The sequence below is a fragment of the Corallococcus caeni genome, assembly GCF_036245865.1.
Taxonomy (GTDB): Bacteria; Myxococcota; Myxococcia; order Myxococcales; family Myxococcaceae; genus Corallococcus; species Corallococcus caeni.
Genome location: NZ_BTTW01000003.1, coordinates 176,601 through 191,745 on the forward strand (window position 1 = coordinate 176,601; position 15,145 = coordinate 191,745).

Genomic DNA, 15,145 nt, shown 5'->3' on the forward strand with positions numbered 1-15,145 from the left:
TGCGTTCATCAGACCCTCGAGGAGGAAGCGCCCATCCAGTCCCTGGCGGGTCGCGTCTCCCTGTCGGGCCGGAGTATCCCGTGGAGGGCGTCCCGGCGAAAACCCCGAAGCGGGGCCTGCCTGCCTTTACGGCGCCGGCTTCGCGTGCTCGGCGGCCTGACGCTCCGTCCGGCACCAGGCCAGCTGCTCCTGGATGGTGGCCAGGGGCACCGCCAGCTCCAGCTTGAAGGACGTGCCGTCCGGCCGCACCTTCGCGAAGTCCAGCAGCTGCGCCAGGTCGTCCTTGCCGTCCGCCTGCGCCTTCATGCGCGCCATGGACAGCGCGCCGCCCAGGGACTTGCCCAGGTCCGTCATCTTCTGCGCGTCCAGGCCCGTCACGTTGGCCACCATGGCTACGTCGCCGCTGGTGTCCAGGTGCAGCTCCACGTTCTGGGCCACGTCCTTCAGCCGCTGCGCCAGCTCCGCCTGATCCGGCCCCAGCATCCGCGCCAGCTGCTCCACCGCGAGCACGCCGTACATCTCCCCGTAGGTGCTGTTCTCATCCAGCAGCGGCGGCCCGTCCTCCACGCCGCGCCCCTCCATGCGGTCCAGCACCGTCTTCACGGAGTCCGGCGACTTGCCGAACACCAGCATCTGGTCGTTCCAGGTGCCCACCGAGGTGTCCATCCGGCCGCGCTGCGTGCCGCCGTCCGGCAGGGCGAAGGTCGTGTCCCCGGGTTCGTACACGCGCGCGCCCGGGCCGTGATCCGACGCCACGCGCTCGCCCAGGAGCTCCTGGTACTTCGCCTTGCTGAAGTCGCCGGAGAGGATGACGCCCTCGTCGGTGATGACCAGCCGGTCCAGGTCCTGGAGCGGATCCACGCCGCTCATCGCCTTGAACTGCTCCAGGTTCTTGCCGCCGTCGCGCAGCAGGCAGTCCATCAGCAGCTCGCCCACGGGCGAGTAGCGAAGCGCGTTCGCCTCGATGACCACCGCCGTGCGGCCCGGGCCCCGGGGCAGCGCCGCGAGCAGCGGGTCGCGCGGCTTCGCGGGCGCGGCCACTCCCGCGTCCACCACCGCGGGCATCACCCAGGTGCGCCGCTTCTCCGCGCGCGCCAAGTCCTCCCCCTGCATGCGCCTGGGGAAGGCCACGTCCTTCTCCTCGGTCGGCGGCGTGTCGCCCTGGCCCGTGAACATCAGGACCGCGCCCGCGGCGAACAACAGCAGCGCTCCCAACAGCCACACCCTCCTGCGCCCGCGCGATTCCATGACTCAGCAGTCCTTTCCCTCGAAGTGCCAGAAGCCCACGGAGAGCGCTCCCAGCCCGAACACCAGCACGCCGCCCAGCAGCATCCCCAGCGAGCCCTTCTCCAGCGGCGTGGAGCTGGCCAGGTCCGCCGCGCGCGACGCCAGCGCGGACAGCCGGGGCAGCACCAGCGTCACCGCGTCGAACGCCGTGCGGCCGAAGCCCGCCTCCAGGTAGCGCGACACGTCCGCGCGGAAGCCCGCGAGGATGCCGCCCACCAGCAGCACGAAGCCCGCCGCGGAGCACAGCGCCGCGCTCCTCACCAGCGTCGCCGTGGTGAGCATCACCGCGTACACCGCCGCGAACCCCACGCACGCCAGCCCCCCGGCGATGATGGGCCCCAACGTCCAGTACCCGGCCTTCACCCCGAAGATGAGCGTCAGCCCGCCCGCGGCGTACACCGTGCCGCCCAGGGCCAGCGTCATCACGCCCAGGAACGTGCCGGCCAGCAGGTGCCAGCGCTGGAGGGGCAGGGCGAGCAGGTGCTCGATGCGGCCGGGAGACAAGAGCCCCGGCGCGAAGTCCGAGCACGCCACGATGCCGAAGAGGATGCCGCCGTAGAACACGAGGTACGCCGCCGCGCGGTAGACGGGCCGCAGCGCCACGTCCACGGACATGATGTTGGAGCGCATCACCTCGCCGAACAGGCGCGTCGCCGCGAGCGCCCCGTCCACCACCTCCAGCTTGAGGCTGAGCGCCACGGTGGCCAGCACCAGCGTGAGCCCCACCAAGAAGGCCAGGATGAACTTGCGCGACGCCGCTTCCCGCAGCACGTACCCCGCGATGACGAAGACCGGGCTCCTCATGCCGCCACCCCCGGCCCGCCGACAGCGCCCACGAGCACCGCCTCCAGGTCCGCGCCCTCGCGCTTGAGCTCCGTCAACAGCGCGCCCCGCGACCGCGCCCTGTCCAACGCCGCGTTGAGCACCGTCACGTCCGCCGCGTCCACCGTGTACACGCCTTCCTCCCGGGCACTCCCGGTCGGCAAGAAGCCCTCGCACGCCAGCGCCGCCGCGTCCGCGCCGGGGGCGAAGCGCACGCGCCAGCGCGCCCCCGCCTTCGCCAGCTCGTCCAGCCGTCCCTCGCGCAGCACGCGCCCGTCCGCGAGGATGGCCACGCGATCACACACGCGCTCGGTCTCCGCCAGCAGGTGCGAGTTGAGGAACAGCGTCACGCCCCTCTGGACCTCCTCCTGGAGGATGCGGCGCACCTCCAGCCGGCCCATGGGGTCGATGCCGTCCGTGGGCTCGTCCAGCACGAGCAGCGCGGGCTCACCCAGGAGCGCCGCCGCCAGCCCCAGCCGCTGCCGCATGCCCTTGGAGTACCCGCCGATGCGCCGGTCCACCGCGTCCGAAAGCCCCACGCGCTCCAGCAGCTTCGCGTGCGCGCCCGCGTCGACCTTCAGCCCCTTGAGCCGGGCCACGGTGGCCAGGAACGCGGGCGACTTCCACGTGCCGGGCAGGTGCAGCCGCTCCGGCAGGTAGCCGATGCGCGCGCGGATGGCCGGATCCTCCGGAGAGCCGCCCAGCACGCGCACCGTGCCCGCGCTGGGCCGCACGATGCCGAGCACGCTCTTGATGAAGGTCGTCTTGCCCGCGCCGTTGGGGCCAATCAGCCCGAACGCGCTGCCCGCCGGGACGTGGAGGTCCATGCCCTTGAGGGCCTCATGGCCGCCGCGTCCGAACGCTCGGCGATACGTTTTTCGCAGGCCCTGCACTTCGAGGGCGGGAGGTGGGGTCGTCACGGTCATGACTGTAGACGACCCGGCGGGGCGACGATTGCACCCGCCTGCCCTCCGGGGAGGGACGGGCGGCCCTGCATGCGGGTTTCCCAATGCGTTCCCCTGTTCGCGCCGCTGGGAAACGCCTTGCGCACCCGGAGCGCGCGTGGCGCGACGCGACACCCCGTCATTCCATGGCGTTGCACTCCTGGGGGTTCCAACGGTGCCCCTGGTCCAGGCCCTGCAATGCCTGCTGAGCGACCCGCGGGACCTGGACGCCACCCCCCGCGGCCACACCACACAGGAGACATGGGCATGACGTGGGCAAACGGGACCGAGCAGCAGCTTCAGGACGCGCGCCGTGAGCTGGAGGCCGCCGAGCGGGAGCTGGACAGCGGGACCGAGGCGGCGCGCGTGCGCTACGCGCGGGCGCTGTACGAGGCGGACCTCGCCGGGCGGCGGGCCGACCGCATGGCGCGCGATTCGCGCCGCCATCAGATGACCTGGCGCCCCGTCGCCGGCTGAGCAGGCGGTTTGGGGACGCGGAAGGGGTGAAGCGCGGGGCCGGGCGGTTTATACCGGCGACCCATGGCCCACCCCGTCCACCGTCCCCGCAGGCTGCGCCGCTCCGCGGCCCTCCGTGACATGGTGAGAGAGACGCGCCTCTCACCCACGGACTTCATCTACCCGCTGTTCGTCGTGGAGGGCCGGGACGTGCGCCGTCCCATCTCCTCCATGCCGGGCATCTTCAACCTCTCGTTGGAGCACGCGGTGAAGGAGGCGAAGCACGCGAAGTCGCTGGGCGTGCCCTCCGTCATCCTCTTCGGCATCCCGGACCACAAGGACGCGCGCGGCACCCAGGCGTACGCGACGGACGGCATCGTCCAGCGCGCCATCCGGGAGATCAAGGCTGCGGAGCCGGACCTCCAGGTCATCGCGGACGTGTGCCTGTGCGAGTACACCGACCACGGCCACTGCGGCGTGCTGGACGGCAACCACGTGGCCAACGACGCCACGCTGCCCCTGCTGGCCCAGATGGCCGTGACGTGCGCGCAGGCGGGCGCGGACATCATCGCGCCGTCGGACATGATGGACGGCCGCATCGGCGCCATCCGCAAGGCCCTGGATGAAGTGAAGCACCAGGACACGCCCATCATGGCGTACTCGGCGAAGTACGCCTCCGGCTTCTACGGACCGTTCCGGGAGGCCGCGCAGAGCACGCCGCAGTTCGGCGACCGCCGCGGCTACCAGATGGACCCCGGCAACGTGCGCGAGGCCATCCGCGAGACGGCGCTGGACGTGGACGAGGGCGCGGACTTCATCATGGTGAAGCCGGCGCTGTCGTACCTGGACGTCATCCGCGCGCTGCGCGAGAACTTCGACCTGCCCCTGGCCGCGTACAACGTCTCCGGTGAGTACGCGATGCTCAAGGCCGCCGGGCAGAACGGGTGGGTGGACTACGAGCGCGTGATGATGGAGGTCCTCACCTCCATCAAGCGGGCCGGGGCCGACCTGATCATCACCTACCACGCCCTGGAAGCGGCCAAGCTCCTCTAGGCGACACCCCGGGCGCCTGCTTGCGGCGGAAGGCTTGATCGCGTCCGCCGCTTGCGCCCAAATGGTCCCCACCACGATGCCCACCCAGAAGAAGCGGCCCGGACGCAGAACCGAGAAGCCTCCGCCACGACGTGGCGCCGCGCCTCCCCAAGCACGGGCGGCCGGGAAGGCCCGCAAGCGTCAGGTCCAGCGCCCCGGGAAGGGCCGCGCTCCGGTCCTCCGTGAGCCCGGGCCGTTGCAGTACAAAGTGGTGGAGCTGTCCACGGTGGACGAGGGCGCGCTGGAGCGCACCCTGAACGAGTGGACGGCCAAGGGCTGGAACCTGGACGGCGTGCAGTTCGCGATGCGCGAGTCCTCCAAGCGCCCGGCCATGGCCTTCATCTTCTTCACCCGCGAAGGCGAGGCCGCGCGGCACGACGAGGACGACGCCCGGCAGAAGCTGTTGCGCATGTCGGAAGGCGGCAGCCCCACGGCGCGGCTCGCGGCGGAGCACGCCGGCGAGCACGCGCAGACGGTGGTGCCCTTCGTCCACCCGCTGTCCGCGCACGAGCGGCTGGCGAAGCTGGCCGGGCTGGACGAGCCGGAGCCCACCGAAGAGGGCCTCACGCTGGAGCCCGAGGAGTGAGCGCCGCCCCCGAACGCAGCCTCATGGCGACGGAGCGCGGCGCTCCCCGCGTGCTGCGGCTGGTGCAGGAGGACGCGGAGCCGGATTCGCCCTACCCGAAGGCGTCGCTGCTCCTGCGGCTGGGCGCGCGCGTGGTGGACTGCGCGGTGGCCTGGGGCCTGTACGTGGTGTGCGGCGCGGCGGGCGCGGTGGTGGCGCTGCTGTTCCTCCTGCTCGCGGACGGAATGCTCCAGGGGCAGAGCGTGGGCAAGCGCATCTTCGGCGTGAAGGTGATGCACCTGCCCACGCGCTCGGCCGCGCGGCACCGCGACAGCACGCTGCGCAACGCGCCGCTCGCGCTGGTGGTGCTGCTGGGGATGATGCCCGCGCCGCAAGGCGTGGTGGCCGCCCTGGCGGGCTTCGTGGTGATTGGCGGCGTGGAGGCCTGGCGCGTGCTGAGCGATCCGCTGGGCCTGCGGCTGGGGGACACCTGGGCGCAGACGCAGGTGGTGGACGGGAAGGTTGTCGCGGGCGCGACGGTTGCAGCCCGCACGCCGGTGGGCGCCACGCGCGCTCCCGGACGGTTGATGTCCGCGGCGAAGGTGCGCCGCGGCAAGGCGTTCAGGAAAGGGAGACGGGGTAAGCCATGCGCATCGCGCTGACCTACAACCTGCGGCTTTCGGACTCGGAAGAAGAGGCGGAGTTCGACACGCAGGAGACGGTGAACACGTTGGCGGGAGCCATCGAGCGGCTGGGCCACCGCCTGGAGCGCTTCGAGGTGAGCGGCCCCGCGTCGCGCACCGTCGCCCGCCTGGAGGCCTACAGCCCGGACCTCATCTTCAACACGGCGGAGGGCCGGCGCGGCCGCTTCCGTGAGGCCTTCTACCCGGCGCTCTTCGACGAGCTGGGCTTCGCGTACACGGGCTCGGACGCGTACGCGCTGGCGCTCACGCTAGACAAGCAGCTCACCAAGCTCATCCTCTCCAAGCACGGCATCCGCACGCCGGGCTGGCAGTACGTGGAGAAGCTCAGCGAGCTGACGGCGGAGAACCTGCGCTTCCCCGTCATCGTGAAGCCCAACTTCGAGGGCTCCTCCAAGGGCATCACCCAGGACTCCGTCGCGGAGACGCTGGAGCAGGTGCGCGAGAAGGTGGCGAAGGCGCTGGAGAAGTACCCGGCGGGCGTGCTGGTGGAGGAGTACATCAGCGGGCGCGACCTCACGGTGCCGTTCCTGGCCGCGGTGGACAACGACTTCGACGGCGTGCTCGCGCCGGTGGAGTACGTCATCGACCCGGAGGCGTCGCAGGGCCGCAAGTACGCCATCTACGACTACGAGCTGAAGACGCGCCGGGAGAAGGCCGTGTCCGTGCGCGCCCCCGCGAACATCCCGGCGAAGATGTCCGAGGACGTCCGCAAGATGGCGCAGAAGATCCTCCAGGTGCTGGACTGCCGCGACCTGGGCCGGCTGGACTTCCGCGTGTCCGACGCGGGCGTGCCGTACTTCCTGGAGATCAACGCGCTGCCCAGCCTGGAGCCGGGCGCGGGCATCTACGCCGCGGCGGAGCTGGAGGGGCTGCACCTGGACGGGGTCATCAACTCCATCATCCAGAGTGCCGGCAAGCGCCACAAGATCCGCGACAACAAGAGCCGCCAGGGCAGGCCCGCGCGCAAGTCAGGCCCCTTGCGCGTGGGCTTCAGCTTCAACGTGAAGCGCGTGAAGCCCAGCGCCACGGCGGAGACGGTGCAGGAGGACAGCGAGGCCGAGTACGACTCGCCCAACACCCTCCAGGCCATCCGCGAGGCGATTGCGTCGTGGGGCCACGAGGTCATCGACCTGGAGGCCACGGCGGAGCTGCCCACGGTGCTCTCCAGCACGCCGCTGGACGTGGTCTTCAACATCGCGGAGGGCTTCAAGGGACGTAACCGTGAGAGCCAGGTGCCCGCGATGCTGGAGCTCCTGGACATCCCGTACACGGGCTCTGATCCGGCGACGTTGTCGCTCGCGCTGGACAAGGCGCTGGCGAAGAAGATCGTCCGTCAGGCGGGCATCCTCACGCCCAACTTCCAGCTGATGGTCACGGGCAAGGAGCGCCTCAACAAGGAGTTCACCACCTTCCCGCTCATCGTGAAGCCGGTGGCGGAGGGCAGCTCCAAGGGCGTCGTCACCAAGAGCGTCTGCTACTCCGAAGCGGAGCTGCGCGACGTGGTGAAGGAGATCGCCGGCAAGTACCAGCAGCCCGCGCTGATTGAAGAGTACATCGGCGGCCGTGAGTTCACGGTGGGCCTCCTGGGCGAGCGGCGCCCGCGCGTGCTGCCGCCCATGGAGATCGTCTTCCTGGACAAGGCGGAGAAGAACCCGGTCTACAGCTTCCAGCACAAGCTGGATTGGACGGACCGCATCCGCTACGACGCGCCCGCGAAGATTGAACCGGCGCTGCTGGAGAAGCTGCGCACGGCGGCGCGCAACTCGTTCATGGCGCTGGGGTGCCGCGACGTGGCGCGCATCGACTTCCGCATGGACGACAAGGGGCGCATCTACTTCATCGAGTGCAACCCGCTGCCCGGCCTCACGCCCGGCTGGAGCGACCTGGTGCTGATTGCCCAGGGCGCCGGCATGGACTACCGGACGCTGATTGGGGAGATCATGGCCCCCGCGATCCGCCGCTACAAGGAGCGCGAGGCGCGCCGGGCCCAGACGGAGCATCCGTCCGGCACCGCCACGCCGCCGCTCAACAAGGTCGTGCAGCGGATTGAAGAGCAGACCGCGCAGGCCAACGCCGCGGCCCCCGCGGAGAACACGCCCGCGCCGCGTCCGGAGCTCAAGTCCTGAGCCACCGCTGAGGCTCGAGCAGGGAAGGGGACGGTGCCCGGAAACGGCGCCGTCCCCGTTTCATTTCAGCCGTCGTTGAGCGCCTGCGCCCAGCCCTTCTCGAAGTTGTCGTGGTACGCCTGCCACAGCGTGTCCGAGTAGTACTTCACCAGGTTCTCGTCGTTGTAGCGCAGCGAGTTCTTGGACAGGTTGTGCGAGCCCGTCAGCACCATCTTGCGCACCGTCCCGTTGAAGTTCCCCGAGTAGACGAAGTGCTTGCTGTGCGTGAGGACCTCGCGCGGCGTGCCGTCGCCCTGCTTCACGTTGTTGGCGGAGACGTCGTAGAGCTGGCGGAGCGAGATGTTCGTCGCGCCGGTGAGCTTCGTTTTGATGCCCGCGTCCATGTCCGTGTAGAGCACGCGCACCCGGCACCCCAGCTTGCCAATGCGCACCAGCTCCGTGGCCACGATGACGCGGCTGTCGTTGAAGTGGTTCTGGTTCACGTCCAGCGTGCAGCCCGACACGTACGTCTTGATGTAGTCCGTGAAGTTGTTCGTCACGGTGTCGCTGGACAGCTCGTTGTCGTTGCCCTCGCGCGGGAAGAAGTACGCGGTCCACGGCGCGTTGGGGGAGCTGTAGTAACCCTGGCCCGTGGTGGGGTTGTAGTAGTCCGTCGTCTTCGTGCCGGCGCGCAGGTCGTTGTGGTAGCCGACCCAGTAGTCGTACCAGTCCCAGTCCTCGTAGCTGACGACCATGTCGTTCCAGTAGTTGTTCTGGGAGTAGGTGTTGTTCCAGGAGCCCTGCACCACCACGCGCTGGATGCGGTTGCCCTGCGGATCCGTGGTGGTGGAGAAGGTGAAGATCTTGTCGTGCATGATGGTGCCCTCGCGGTCGAAGCCCGCGATGCACGCGCTGCCCGCGCCCGTGCCGTTGCACCGCGTGAGCTCCAGCCTCAAGCCGTCCGGGCACGTCGCCGCCGGGGGCACGTAGCTGCTGATGTCGTGGATGACGCCGCCGGAGGCGAACTCCGACGCGGCGCCGCCGTTCTGCTCGTCCACCACCAGCCGCACGATGACGCCCCGGCACAGCGCCGCCTTGATGGCCGCGTTCAGGTGGTCCGTCGTCCACAGGAACATCGCGATGCGGATGTACGAACCCTTGGGGCTGTTCTCGATGAGCCGGACGACCTCATCCTTGATGCGGTAGTCGCGCGTGCCCGTGTTGTCCGGCTGGTTGAAGACGACGTAGAGCCCCGGCACGTTCGTCGCGCCCTGGGCCTGCGCCGCCAGGTTCGGATCCGCCTGCGCCTCCGGCTGACACCCCGTGAGCGCCGCCACCACCAGTCCTGCCACCGCCAGCAACCGCTTCATGACCTGCCTCCGCTTCTCCGTTTCCAACCATTTAAGCCGAAATGGTATGAAAAGCGGAGAAAGCGGGAGTCAGTGTCACTTTGAGGGCGCGAAGCCGCCGTGGAAGGTGGGGGGCAGGGCGTGGTCGAAGTGGCAGCGCGCCACGGGGCCGTCCTCCAGCCGGCGCGCGTCCAGCACGGCGACGTGGGACGCGTCCGCCTTCACGTCGTAGACCTGGGTGAGCACCCAGCCGTCGTCCTCGGCGGTGGCGCCGGGGCGGGGGACGAAGATGGGCTCGGAGGGGTAGGTGCCCTCGCCCAGGTCCGCCGTCGTCATCCGGCCTGTGTCCATGTCCACGCGCACCACGCCGTCGAACAGGCCGCGCCGGGCCTCGTCGCTCCGGTGCACGCCCATGTAGAGCGTCTGGTGCGCGCGGCCCACGACGCCGGGGGCCACGCGGGGAAACTCGCAGCTGATGTCCGCTCGCTGCTCGGTGCGGAAGGTGCCCGCCTTCACGTCCACCACCGCCCGGTGCAGCATGCCCTGCGCGTCGGAGGACGTCGTGCCGCGCACCAGCTCACCCAGCCACTGGTTCGTCGTGAAGTCGGGGTAGCGCACGTAGTCCACCACCACCGTGTCGCCCTCCTCGTACGCGTTGCCGAAGTGCCACAGGTAGAACGCGTCGGTGGAGATGCGCACCGGGTGCTCCACGTCGTCGATGGGCACCACCAGCACGTCCGTGCCCGCCTCCGGCCGCCACCGCAGGTTCTCCGAGTACGAACCCACGCGCAGCAGCGCGCGGAAGAGGTTCAGGCGCAGCGGTGACAGGAAGAAGACGAGGTAGCGATCCGTGGCGATGAAGTCGTGCACCATCGTCGCGCCGGGCAGCTTCACCGTGCCCAACCGCCAGGCCTTGCCGCCGTCCGGCAGGACGTAGAGGTCCGCCAGCGTGTCCCGGCCGTAGCGGACGCCGAAGTTGTAGGACGCCTTGCGCGACGGCACGCGGTGCGGGTGCGCGGAGAACGTCTCCACCACCGTGCCGTCGAAGTCCGTCTCGCCCAGCGTGGACAGGTCCTCCGGGGACACCTCCACCGGCACGCTGCCCTCGAAGAGCGCGTACAGCTTGCCGTTCCACGCCATCACGGACGTGTTCGCGGAGTTCTTGCGCACGTTGCGCAGCTTGTGGAGCAGCGGCGTGGGCGTGCCGTAGCCGCCGTAGCGCTGCGAGGACGCCTCGCGCTCCGCCACCATGGTGGGCGAGTCCAGCAGCCTCGACGCGCCCTTCACCCCGTCCGCGCCGAAGCGCACGCCCAGCATCCCCCCGTCTCCGTCGAACCAGTGCTGGTACGGCCGGCCGTGCACGTCGAACGTCCACGGCCCCACCCGGTAGAGCGAGCCCCGCAGCCCTTCGGGCACCTGGCCCTCCACCCGCAGCGGCTCGAACCCGTGCTGGCGGGGAAGCGTGCGGAACGCCCGCAGCCAGCCCGGCGCGGAGGAGGACATCGTCTGCTTCGTCGCGGTCGTCATGACGGCTCCCTTTCCAGTGCAACGTCCGGGCGCGAAAGGACCTCGCGCCGCCCATCGTGTAGACACTGTAAACATCGCATGTTGTCGCCGTCAACATGGATGTTGACGCTGGCAACTTTGGCCCGTGGATGGTCAAGTCACGCAGGCGACAGTCGGGGCATGAGGAGGCACGGACGGTGGCGACGAAGGGCAGGCGCAAGCAGGCGGCGGAGGCACCCGCGGAGAAGGACAAGGGCCGCTATCACCACGGGGACCTACGACAGGCGCTGGTGGACGCGGCGGTGGCGCTCATCGCCGAGGAGGGCTTCGGCGCGCTGACGCTGCGAGAGGTGGCCCGGCGGGCGGGCGTCACGCACGCGGCGCCCTACCGGCACTTCGCGGACAAGGAGGCGCTCCTGGAGGCGGTGGCGCACGAGGGCTTCCGCGCCATGGCGCGCGAGATGCGCGAGCGCATGGCCCCGATGACAGGGCCCCTGGAGCGGCTGTACGCGGCGGGCGAGGCCTACGTGCTGTTCGCCGTGCGCCACCCGCCGCACTTCCGGGTGATGTTCGGCCCGCACTTCACCCGGCCCATGTCACCGCCTCCCGAGCCGGAAGGAGAGCAGGGCGCCTTCACGCTGCTGGTGAGCACCATTGAGGAGGGACAGGCGGCGGGCCTGCTGCGCGCGGGGGAGCCGCGGCCCCTCACGCTCACCGCGTGGTCGCTCGTGCACGGGCTCGCCTCGCTGTTCGTGGACCGGCAGCTGGGCGAATCCCCCCAGGGCGTGGAGGGCGCGGAGGCGCTCGCCCGCGTGCAGACGCGGCTGCTCGTCGAGGGGCTCAGGCCGCCCGCGCGCGGCTGAAGATGCGCGACAGTCGGTAGGGAAGCGGGGTTGACCGTCAGGGATTGTCGGGTACGGTCGGCGCCATGGTGCGCATTCCGGAAGAGACGGGGCCGAGGGTCAGGGCGCGGGAGCTGGGGCTGCCGTTGGGACGCTTCAAGCCGGGGAAGTACAACGCCATCACCGACGTGGAGGGCGTGCTGGTGGGGCACACCACGCTCATCGAAGGCTCGGGCCCGTTGCGGCCCGGCTTCGGGCCGGTGCGCACGGGCGTCACGGCCATCCTGCCCAACCTGGGCAACATCTTCATGGAACGCATGAGCGGGGGCGGCTTCGTGCTCAACGGCGCGGGCGAGGTCTCCGGCATGACGCAGCTCATGGAGTGGGGCCTCATCGAAACGCCCATCCTCCTCACCAACACCATGGCCGTGGGCGCCGTGTCCGACGGCGTGGCCAACTACCTCGTGCAGCGCTACCCGGGCATCGGCGACGAGCACGACGTCATCATCCCCGTGGTGGGCGAGTGCGACGACTCGTGGCTCAACGACATCTCCGGGCGCCACGTGCGCCAGGAGCACGTCGTCGCCGCCATCGACGCCGCGAAGTCCGGCCCGGTGCAGGAGGGCAACGTCGGCGGCGGCACCGGCATGGTGACGTGCGACTTCAAGGGCGGCATCGGCACGTCGTCGCGAAAGCTGCCGGAGGTGCTGGGCGGCTACACGCTGGGCGTGCTCGTCATGTCCAACTTCGGGAAGATGCACAACCTGCGCGTGGGCGGCCTGCCGGTGGGCGAGGTGCTGGTGGAGAAGTTCAAGAACACCCCCCACCGCGGCAAGTCCTACGGCTCCATCATCGCCGTGGTCGCCACGGACGCGCCGCTCCTGAGCCATCAGATCAACCGCCTCTGCAAGCGCGTGGGCCTGGGCATCGGGCGGGTGGGCAGCTACGCGGCGCACGGCTCCGGAGAGATCGTCGTGGGCTTCTCCACCGCGAACATCATCCCCAGGCGCACCCAGAAGATGGTCTACAAGATGAAGATCCTCCTGGATCAGCGCCTGGACCCCCTCTACGAGGCCGTGATGGAGGCCACGGAGGAGGCCATCCTCAACGCCATGTGCATGGCGGAGCCCATGACGGGGGTGAACGACAACTACTCCCCCGCGCTGCCCCTGGACGAGGTCCGCCGCTTCGTGGACGCCTGCCGTCCCATCTTCGCCTCGGTGAAGAAGCGCCCCCACCAGACGAGCGTGCCCGCCTCCAGGGAGCGCCCCAGCGACGAGGACCGGGAGGGGGAGGTGACGCTGGGCAGCGCCCTGCCCACCCAGGTGCGCGGCGCGGAGGGCATTCCCTTCCCGACCCGGCCGGCCCCCAACGAGCCCCCCACGGACGGGGCGCCCAGGTCCGCGCCGGAGGCCGGCGCGGCCCTTACCCCAGAGGACCCCGAGGGTTCCTCTTCCGGGAGCCCGTAGGCTTCTGATAGGTAAGCCCCCCTTTGCTCCATTCCGGAGACCAGGAGCCACCCACATGGCCAACAGCAAGAGCAAGCACCGCCGCGTGCAGATGAAGATCCGTCAGCACTGGAAGAAGCGGATCAAGAAGCAGAAGGAAGCCGCCAAGGCCGCCGCCGCCGAAGGCAAGAAGAAGTAGTTCTCGCCCTGGCGCCGCTCCCGGCGGCCCTGGCGTTACTGCCGGGTCGCCGTGAAGGGGCGCGTCACGGTGCATCTGAGGGCGCTGGTCCCCTGGATGCGTGAGTATTGGCCGGTGAAGGTCCCGGACAGGGCGCCACCGCCGCCGTCCTCGGGGCCCCCGGTGAAGGTCGCGGTGAGGCTGAGGAAGGTGCTCACCCCACCGTCGCTGCTGGGGGGCGGCGTTCCGGTCAGGATCAGCCCGCCCGACGCATACACCTGGCCCGTCAGCGCCACCTTCGTCAGCGACCCCGTCAGGATGCCGCCGTCGGCGCGCTGGATGACCAGCGGCTCGCCGTCCGCCACGGCCTGGACGTTCAGGTTCACGCACTCGGAGGGCAGGCCCGCGTCATCCCGGAACGTCAGCGGATAGGTGCCCTCCACCGGGGCGCAGGCGTCGCCGCACTCCGCGCTTCCTCCCTCCTTGCAGGACGGCGCGAGCAGCAGGAAGGCGCCGGACACGACGGTGGTGGCGACTGCCGCCACGGGGGCGAAACGTCCAGAAGTCATGGGTGGCCTCTTGGGGAAGGAGGGACGGGCTTCCTGGTGGGAATAACCGTTCCTACGTTGCGTGCAGCAGGTCTGGGGGACGGGGTGGGGCGGTGACGGCGGGCGATTCCAAGCGGTGGTCGAACTTCATCTTCGCGGGGCTCTTCGCCCTGGCGCTGATTCTCTTTTCACGCATCTTGCTGCCGTTCCTGATGCCGGTGCTGCTGGGCGGCTTCCTGGTCGTCCTGTTCATGCCCATCCAGGACTCCTTGGACCGGCGGCTCCAGGGCCGCAAGTCCCTGGCGGCGGGACTGTCCACCCTCGCGGTGTTCCTGCTCATCCTGGCGCCGCTGGCGCTGGTGGGCTGGATGGTGGCCCGCGAGGTGCTCCAGTTCGTGGGCCAGGCGCAGGACCTGTTGGATCAGGTGGACCTGCGTCACCACCTCCTCAACAGCCTGCCCCGGGGCGTCACCCGCTACGTGCACTTCGACCCGGAGAGCTCGGAGACGGAGCGCCTGCTGATGACGGCGGTGTCGGGCGGCGCGGGGCTGCTCGCGGACCTCGTCGGCGCCGGCACGGAGCTCGTCGTCAACATGTTCCTGATGACGGTCGCCATGTACTACTTCTTCCTGGACGGCCGTCGGCTGGTGAACGAGGTGGCCCGGCTGATTCCCCTGGAGCGCCGCTACTTCGACGCCTTCTCCCACGAGTTCACGGACGTCGCGTACGCCATCATCTACGGCAACACCGTCACCGCGCTGGTGCAGGGCGCGGTGGGCTTCGTGGGCCTGCTCATCGCGGGCGTGCCGCACGCCGGGGTGTGGGGCGCGGCCATGGTGCTGGTGGCGCTGGTGCCGGTGGGCGGCACCGCGCTCGTGTGGGGGCCCATCGGCGTCATCCTCATCGCGGCCAACCGGGTGAGCGAGGGCGTCTTCCTCCTCGCGTGGGGCACGTTCCTGGTGGGCAGCATCGACAACGTCATCCGCCCGCGGCTGTGCGGCTCGCGCATGGCGCTGCACCCGCTGCTCGTCTTCCTGTCCATGTTCGGCGGACTGGCGGTGTTCGGGATGATGGGCCTCTTGGTGGGTCCGCTCATCGCGTCCATCTTCATGGCCATGGTGCGCATCTACCGGCGCGACTTCCTCGGGCGTACGCAGGAAGCGCAGCCTGCACCCGTGGTGTCCGAGGATTCCTCGCCTTCGCACGTCTCGCAGCCCGCGCCAGTGCCCTCGGCGGCGAGCGTGGGTCACGTGATGAACGCCTGAGCCCGGAGCCTGGACTTCGCCCCGGCGCTGGGTG

15 protein-coding genes are annotated in these 15,145 nt (G+C 70.1%); 9 read left to right on the forward strand and 6 right to left on the reverse strand.

What is annotated here, in order from left to right; all coding sequences use genetic code 11:
* Positions 1 to 126 precede the first annotated feature (126 nt).
* Genes AABA78_RS14980 through AABA78_RS14990 form a run of 3 tightly spaced genes read right to left on the reverse strand, consistent with a single transcriptional unit; the run spans position 127 to position 2,936 of the window.
* Positions 127 to 1,248, reverse strand: coding sequence for a hypothetical protein (locus AABA78_RS14980; protein ID WP_338263768.1), 1,122 nt, complete (start codon positions 1,246 to 1,248; stop codon positions 127 to 129).
* Between the two features lie 3 nt (positions 1,249 to 1,251).
* Entirely contained in the window at positions 1,252 to 2,091 is an 840-nt protein-coding gene (locus AABA78_RS14985) for an ABC-2 transporter permease (RefSeq protein ID WP_338263770.1), read from the reverse strand.
* Positions 2,088 to 2,936 carry an ABC transporter ATP-binding protein gene (locus AABA78_RS14990; protein WP_338263771.1) on the reverse strand — a complete coding sequence of 283 codons (849 nt, stop codon included), beginning with the start codon at positions 2,934 to 2,936 and terminating at the stop codon, positions 2,088 to 2,090. Before AABA78_RS14990 ends, AABA78_RS14985 begins: the two co-directional genes overlap by 4 nt.
* Positions 2,937 to 3,320: 384 nt before the next feature.
* Here AABA78_RS14990 and AABA78_RS14995 point away from each other — a divergent pair, with 384 nt between their 5' ends.
* The 5 genes from AABA78_RS14995 (at position 3,321) to AABA78_RS15015 (ending at position 7,996) form a co-directional block, all read left to right on the forward strand.
* Entirely contained in the window at positions 3,321 to 3,530 is a 210-nt protein-coding gene (locus AABA78_RS14995) for a hypothetical protein (protein WP_338263772.1), read from the forward strand.
* Between the two features lie 63 nt (positions 3,531 to 3,593).
* Positions 3,594 to 4,562, forward strand: coding sequence for a porphobilinogen synthase (gene hemB / locus AABA78_RS15000; RefSeq protein ID WP_171413938.1), 969 nt, complete (start codon positions 3,594 to 3,596; stop codon positions 4,560 to 4,562).
* 235 nt (positions 4,563 to 4,797) lie between these two features.
* Entirely contained in the window at positions 4,798 to 5,187 is a 390-nt protein-coding gene (gene sglS, locus AABA78_RS15005) for a type IV pili motility protein SglS (RefSeq protein ID WP_338263773.1), read from the forward strand.
* A 23-nt stretch (positions 5,188 to 5,210) separates the two neighbouring features.
* Positions 5,211 to 5,828 (forward strand): RDD family protein, encoded by a 618-nt coding sequence (locus tag AABA78_RS15010; RefSeq protein ID WP_171413954.1) that lies wholly within the window; start codon positions 5,211 to 5,213, stop codon positions 5,826 to 5,828.
* Complete coding sequence (locus AABA78_RS15015) at positions 5,813 to 7,996, forward strand: D-alanine--D-alanine ligase family protein (protein WP_171413937.1); 2,184 nt, start codon at positions 5,813 to 5,815, stop codon at positions 7,994 to 7,996. The genes AABA78_RS15010 and AABA78_RS15015 overlap by 16 nt, the downstream gene beginning before the upstream one ends.
* A 65-nt stretch (positions 7,997 to 8,061) precedes the next feature.
* On the opposite strand, the gene AABA78_RS15020 is transcribed toward AABA78_RS15015, so the two are convergent.
* Together AABA78_RS15020 and AABA78_RS15025 are read right to left on the reverse strand one after the other, a co-directional pair.
* Complete coding sequence (locus AABA78_RS15020; RefSeq protein WP_338263775.1) at positions 8,062 to 9,345, reverse strand: phospholipase D-like domain-containing protein; 1,284 nt, start codon at positions 9,343 to 9,345, stop codon at positions 8,062 to 8,064.
* 75 nt (positions 9,346 to 9,420) lie between these two features.
* Positions 9,421 to 10,851, reverse strand: coding sequence for a carotenoid oxygenase family protein (locus tag AABA78_RS15025; protein WP_338263777.1), 1,431 nt, complete (start codon positions 10,849 to 10,851; stop codon positions 9,421 to 9,423).
* A gap of 176 nt (positions 10,852 to 11,027) precedes the next feature.
* Between AABA78_RS15025 and AABA78_RS15030 the strand changes: the two genes are divergently transcribed.
* The 3 genes from AABA78_RS15030 to AABA78_RS15040 all read left to right on the forward strand — a co-directional run bounded on the left by AABA78_RS15030 (position 11,028) and on the right by AABA78_RS15040 (position 13,319).
* A complete protein-coding gene (locus AABA78_RS15030) occupies positions 11,028 to 11,693 on the forward strand; it encodes a TetR/AcrR family transcriptional regulator (RefSeq protein WP_338263779.1) in 666 nt (221 codons plus the stop codon).
* 65 nt (positions 11,694 to 11,758) lie between these two features.
* Positions 11,759 to 13,141 carry a DmpA family aminopeptidase gene (locus AABA78_RS15035; protein ID WP_338263780.1) on the forward strand — a complete coding sequence of 461 codons (1,383 nt, stop codon included), beginning with the start codon at positions 11,759 to 11,761 and terminating at the stop codon, positions 13,139 to 13,141.
* Between the two features lie 55 nt (positions 13,142 to 13,196).
* Positions 13,197 to 13,319: a hypothetical protein gene (locus AABA78_RS15040; protein WP_014396669.1), complete on the forward strand. Its 123-nt coding sequence runs from the start codon at positions 13,197 to 13,199 to the stop codon at positions 13,317 to 13,319.
* 35 nt (positions 13,320 to 13,354) lie between these two features.
* Here the strand turns inward: AABA78_RS15040 and AABA78_RS15045 are convergent, their stop codons facing one another.
* Positions 13,355 to 13,867 (reverse strand): hypothetical protein, encoded by a 513-nt coding sequence (locus AABA78_RS15045; RefSeq protein WP_338263782.1) that lies wholly within the window; start codon positions 13,865 to 13,867, stop codon positions 13,355 to 13,357.
* A 92-nt stretch (positions 13,868 to 13,959) separates the two neighbouring features.
* Between AABA78_RS15045 and AABA78_RS15050 the strand changes: the two genes are divergently transcribed.
* On the forward strand, positions 13,960 to 15,111 hold the full coding sequence (locus tag AABA78_RS15050; protein ID WP_338263784.1) for an AI-2E family transporter: 1,152 nt from the start codon (positions 13,960 to 13,962) through the stop codon (positions 15,109 to 15,111).
* Positions 15,112 to 15,145 lie beyond the last annotated feature (34 nt).

Bases quoted from the DNA above. Each gene is read 5' to 3' on its own strand.
- AABA78_RS14980 (WP_338263768.1), bottom strand. From the start codon at position 1,248: ATGGAATCGCGCGGGCGCAGGAGGGTGTGGCTGTTGGGAGCGCTGCTG.
- AABA78_RS14985 (WP_338263770.1), bottom strand. From the start codon at position 2,091: ATGAGGAGCCCGGTCTTCGTCATCGCGGGGTACGTGCTGCGGGAAGCG.
- AABA78_RS14990 (WP_338263771.1), bottom strand. From the start codon at position 2,936: ATGGACCTCCACGTCCCGGCGGGCAGCGCGTTCGGGCTGATTGGCCCC.
- AABA78_RS14995 (WP_338263772.1), top strand. From the start codon at position 3,321: ATGACGTGGGCAAACGGGACCGAGCAGCAGCTTCAGGACGCGCGCCGT.
- hemB (WP_171413938.1), top strand. From the start codon at position 3,594: ATGGCCCACCCCGTCCACCGTCCCCGCAGGCTGCGCCGCTCCGCGGCC.
- AABA78_RS15010 (WP_171413954.1), top strand. From the start codon at position 5,211: ATGGCGACGGAGCGCGGCGCTCCCCGCGTGCTGCGGCTGGTGCAGGAG.
- AABA78_RS15015 (WP_171413937.1), top strand. From the start codon at position 5,813: ATGCGCATCGCGCTGACCTACAACCTGCGGCTTTCGGACTCGGAAGAA.
- AABA78_RS15020 (WP_338263775.1), bottom strand. From the start codon at position 9,345: ATGAAGCGGTTGCTGGCGGTGGCAGGACTGGTGGTGGCGGCGCTCACG.
- AABA78_RS15025 (WP_338263777.1), bottom strand. From the start codon at position 10,851: ATGACGACCGCGACGAAGCAGACGATGTCCTCCTCCGCGCCGGGCTGG.
- AABA78_RS15035 (WP_338263780.1), top strand. From the start codon at position 11,759: ATGGTGCGCATTCCGGAAGAGACGGGGCCGAGGGTCAGGGCGCGGGAG.
- AABA78_RS15040 (WP_014396669.1), top strand. From the start codon at position 13,197: ATGGCCAACAGCAAGAGCAAGCACCGCCGCGTGCAGATGAAGATCCGT.
- AABA78_RS15045 (WP_338263782.1), bottom strand. From the start codon at position 13,867: ATGACTTCTGGACGTTTCGCCCCCGTGGCGGCAGTCGCCACCACCGTC.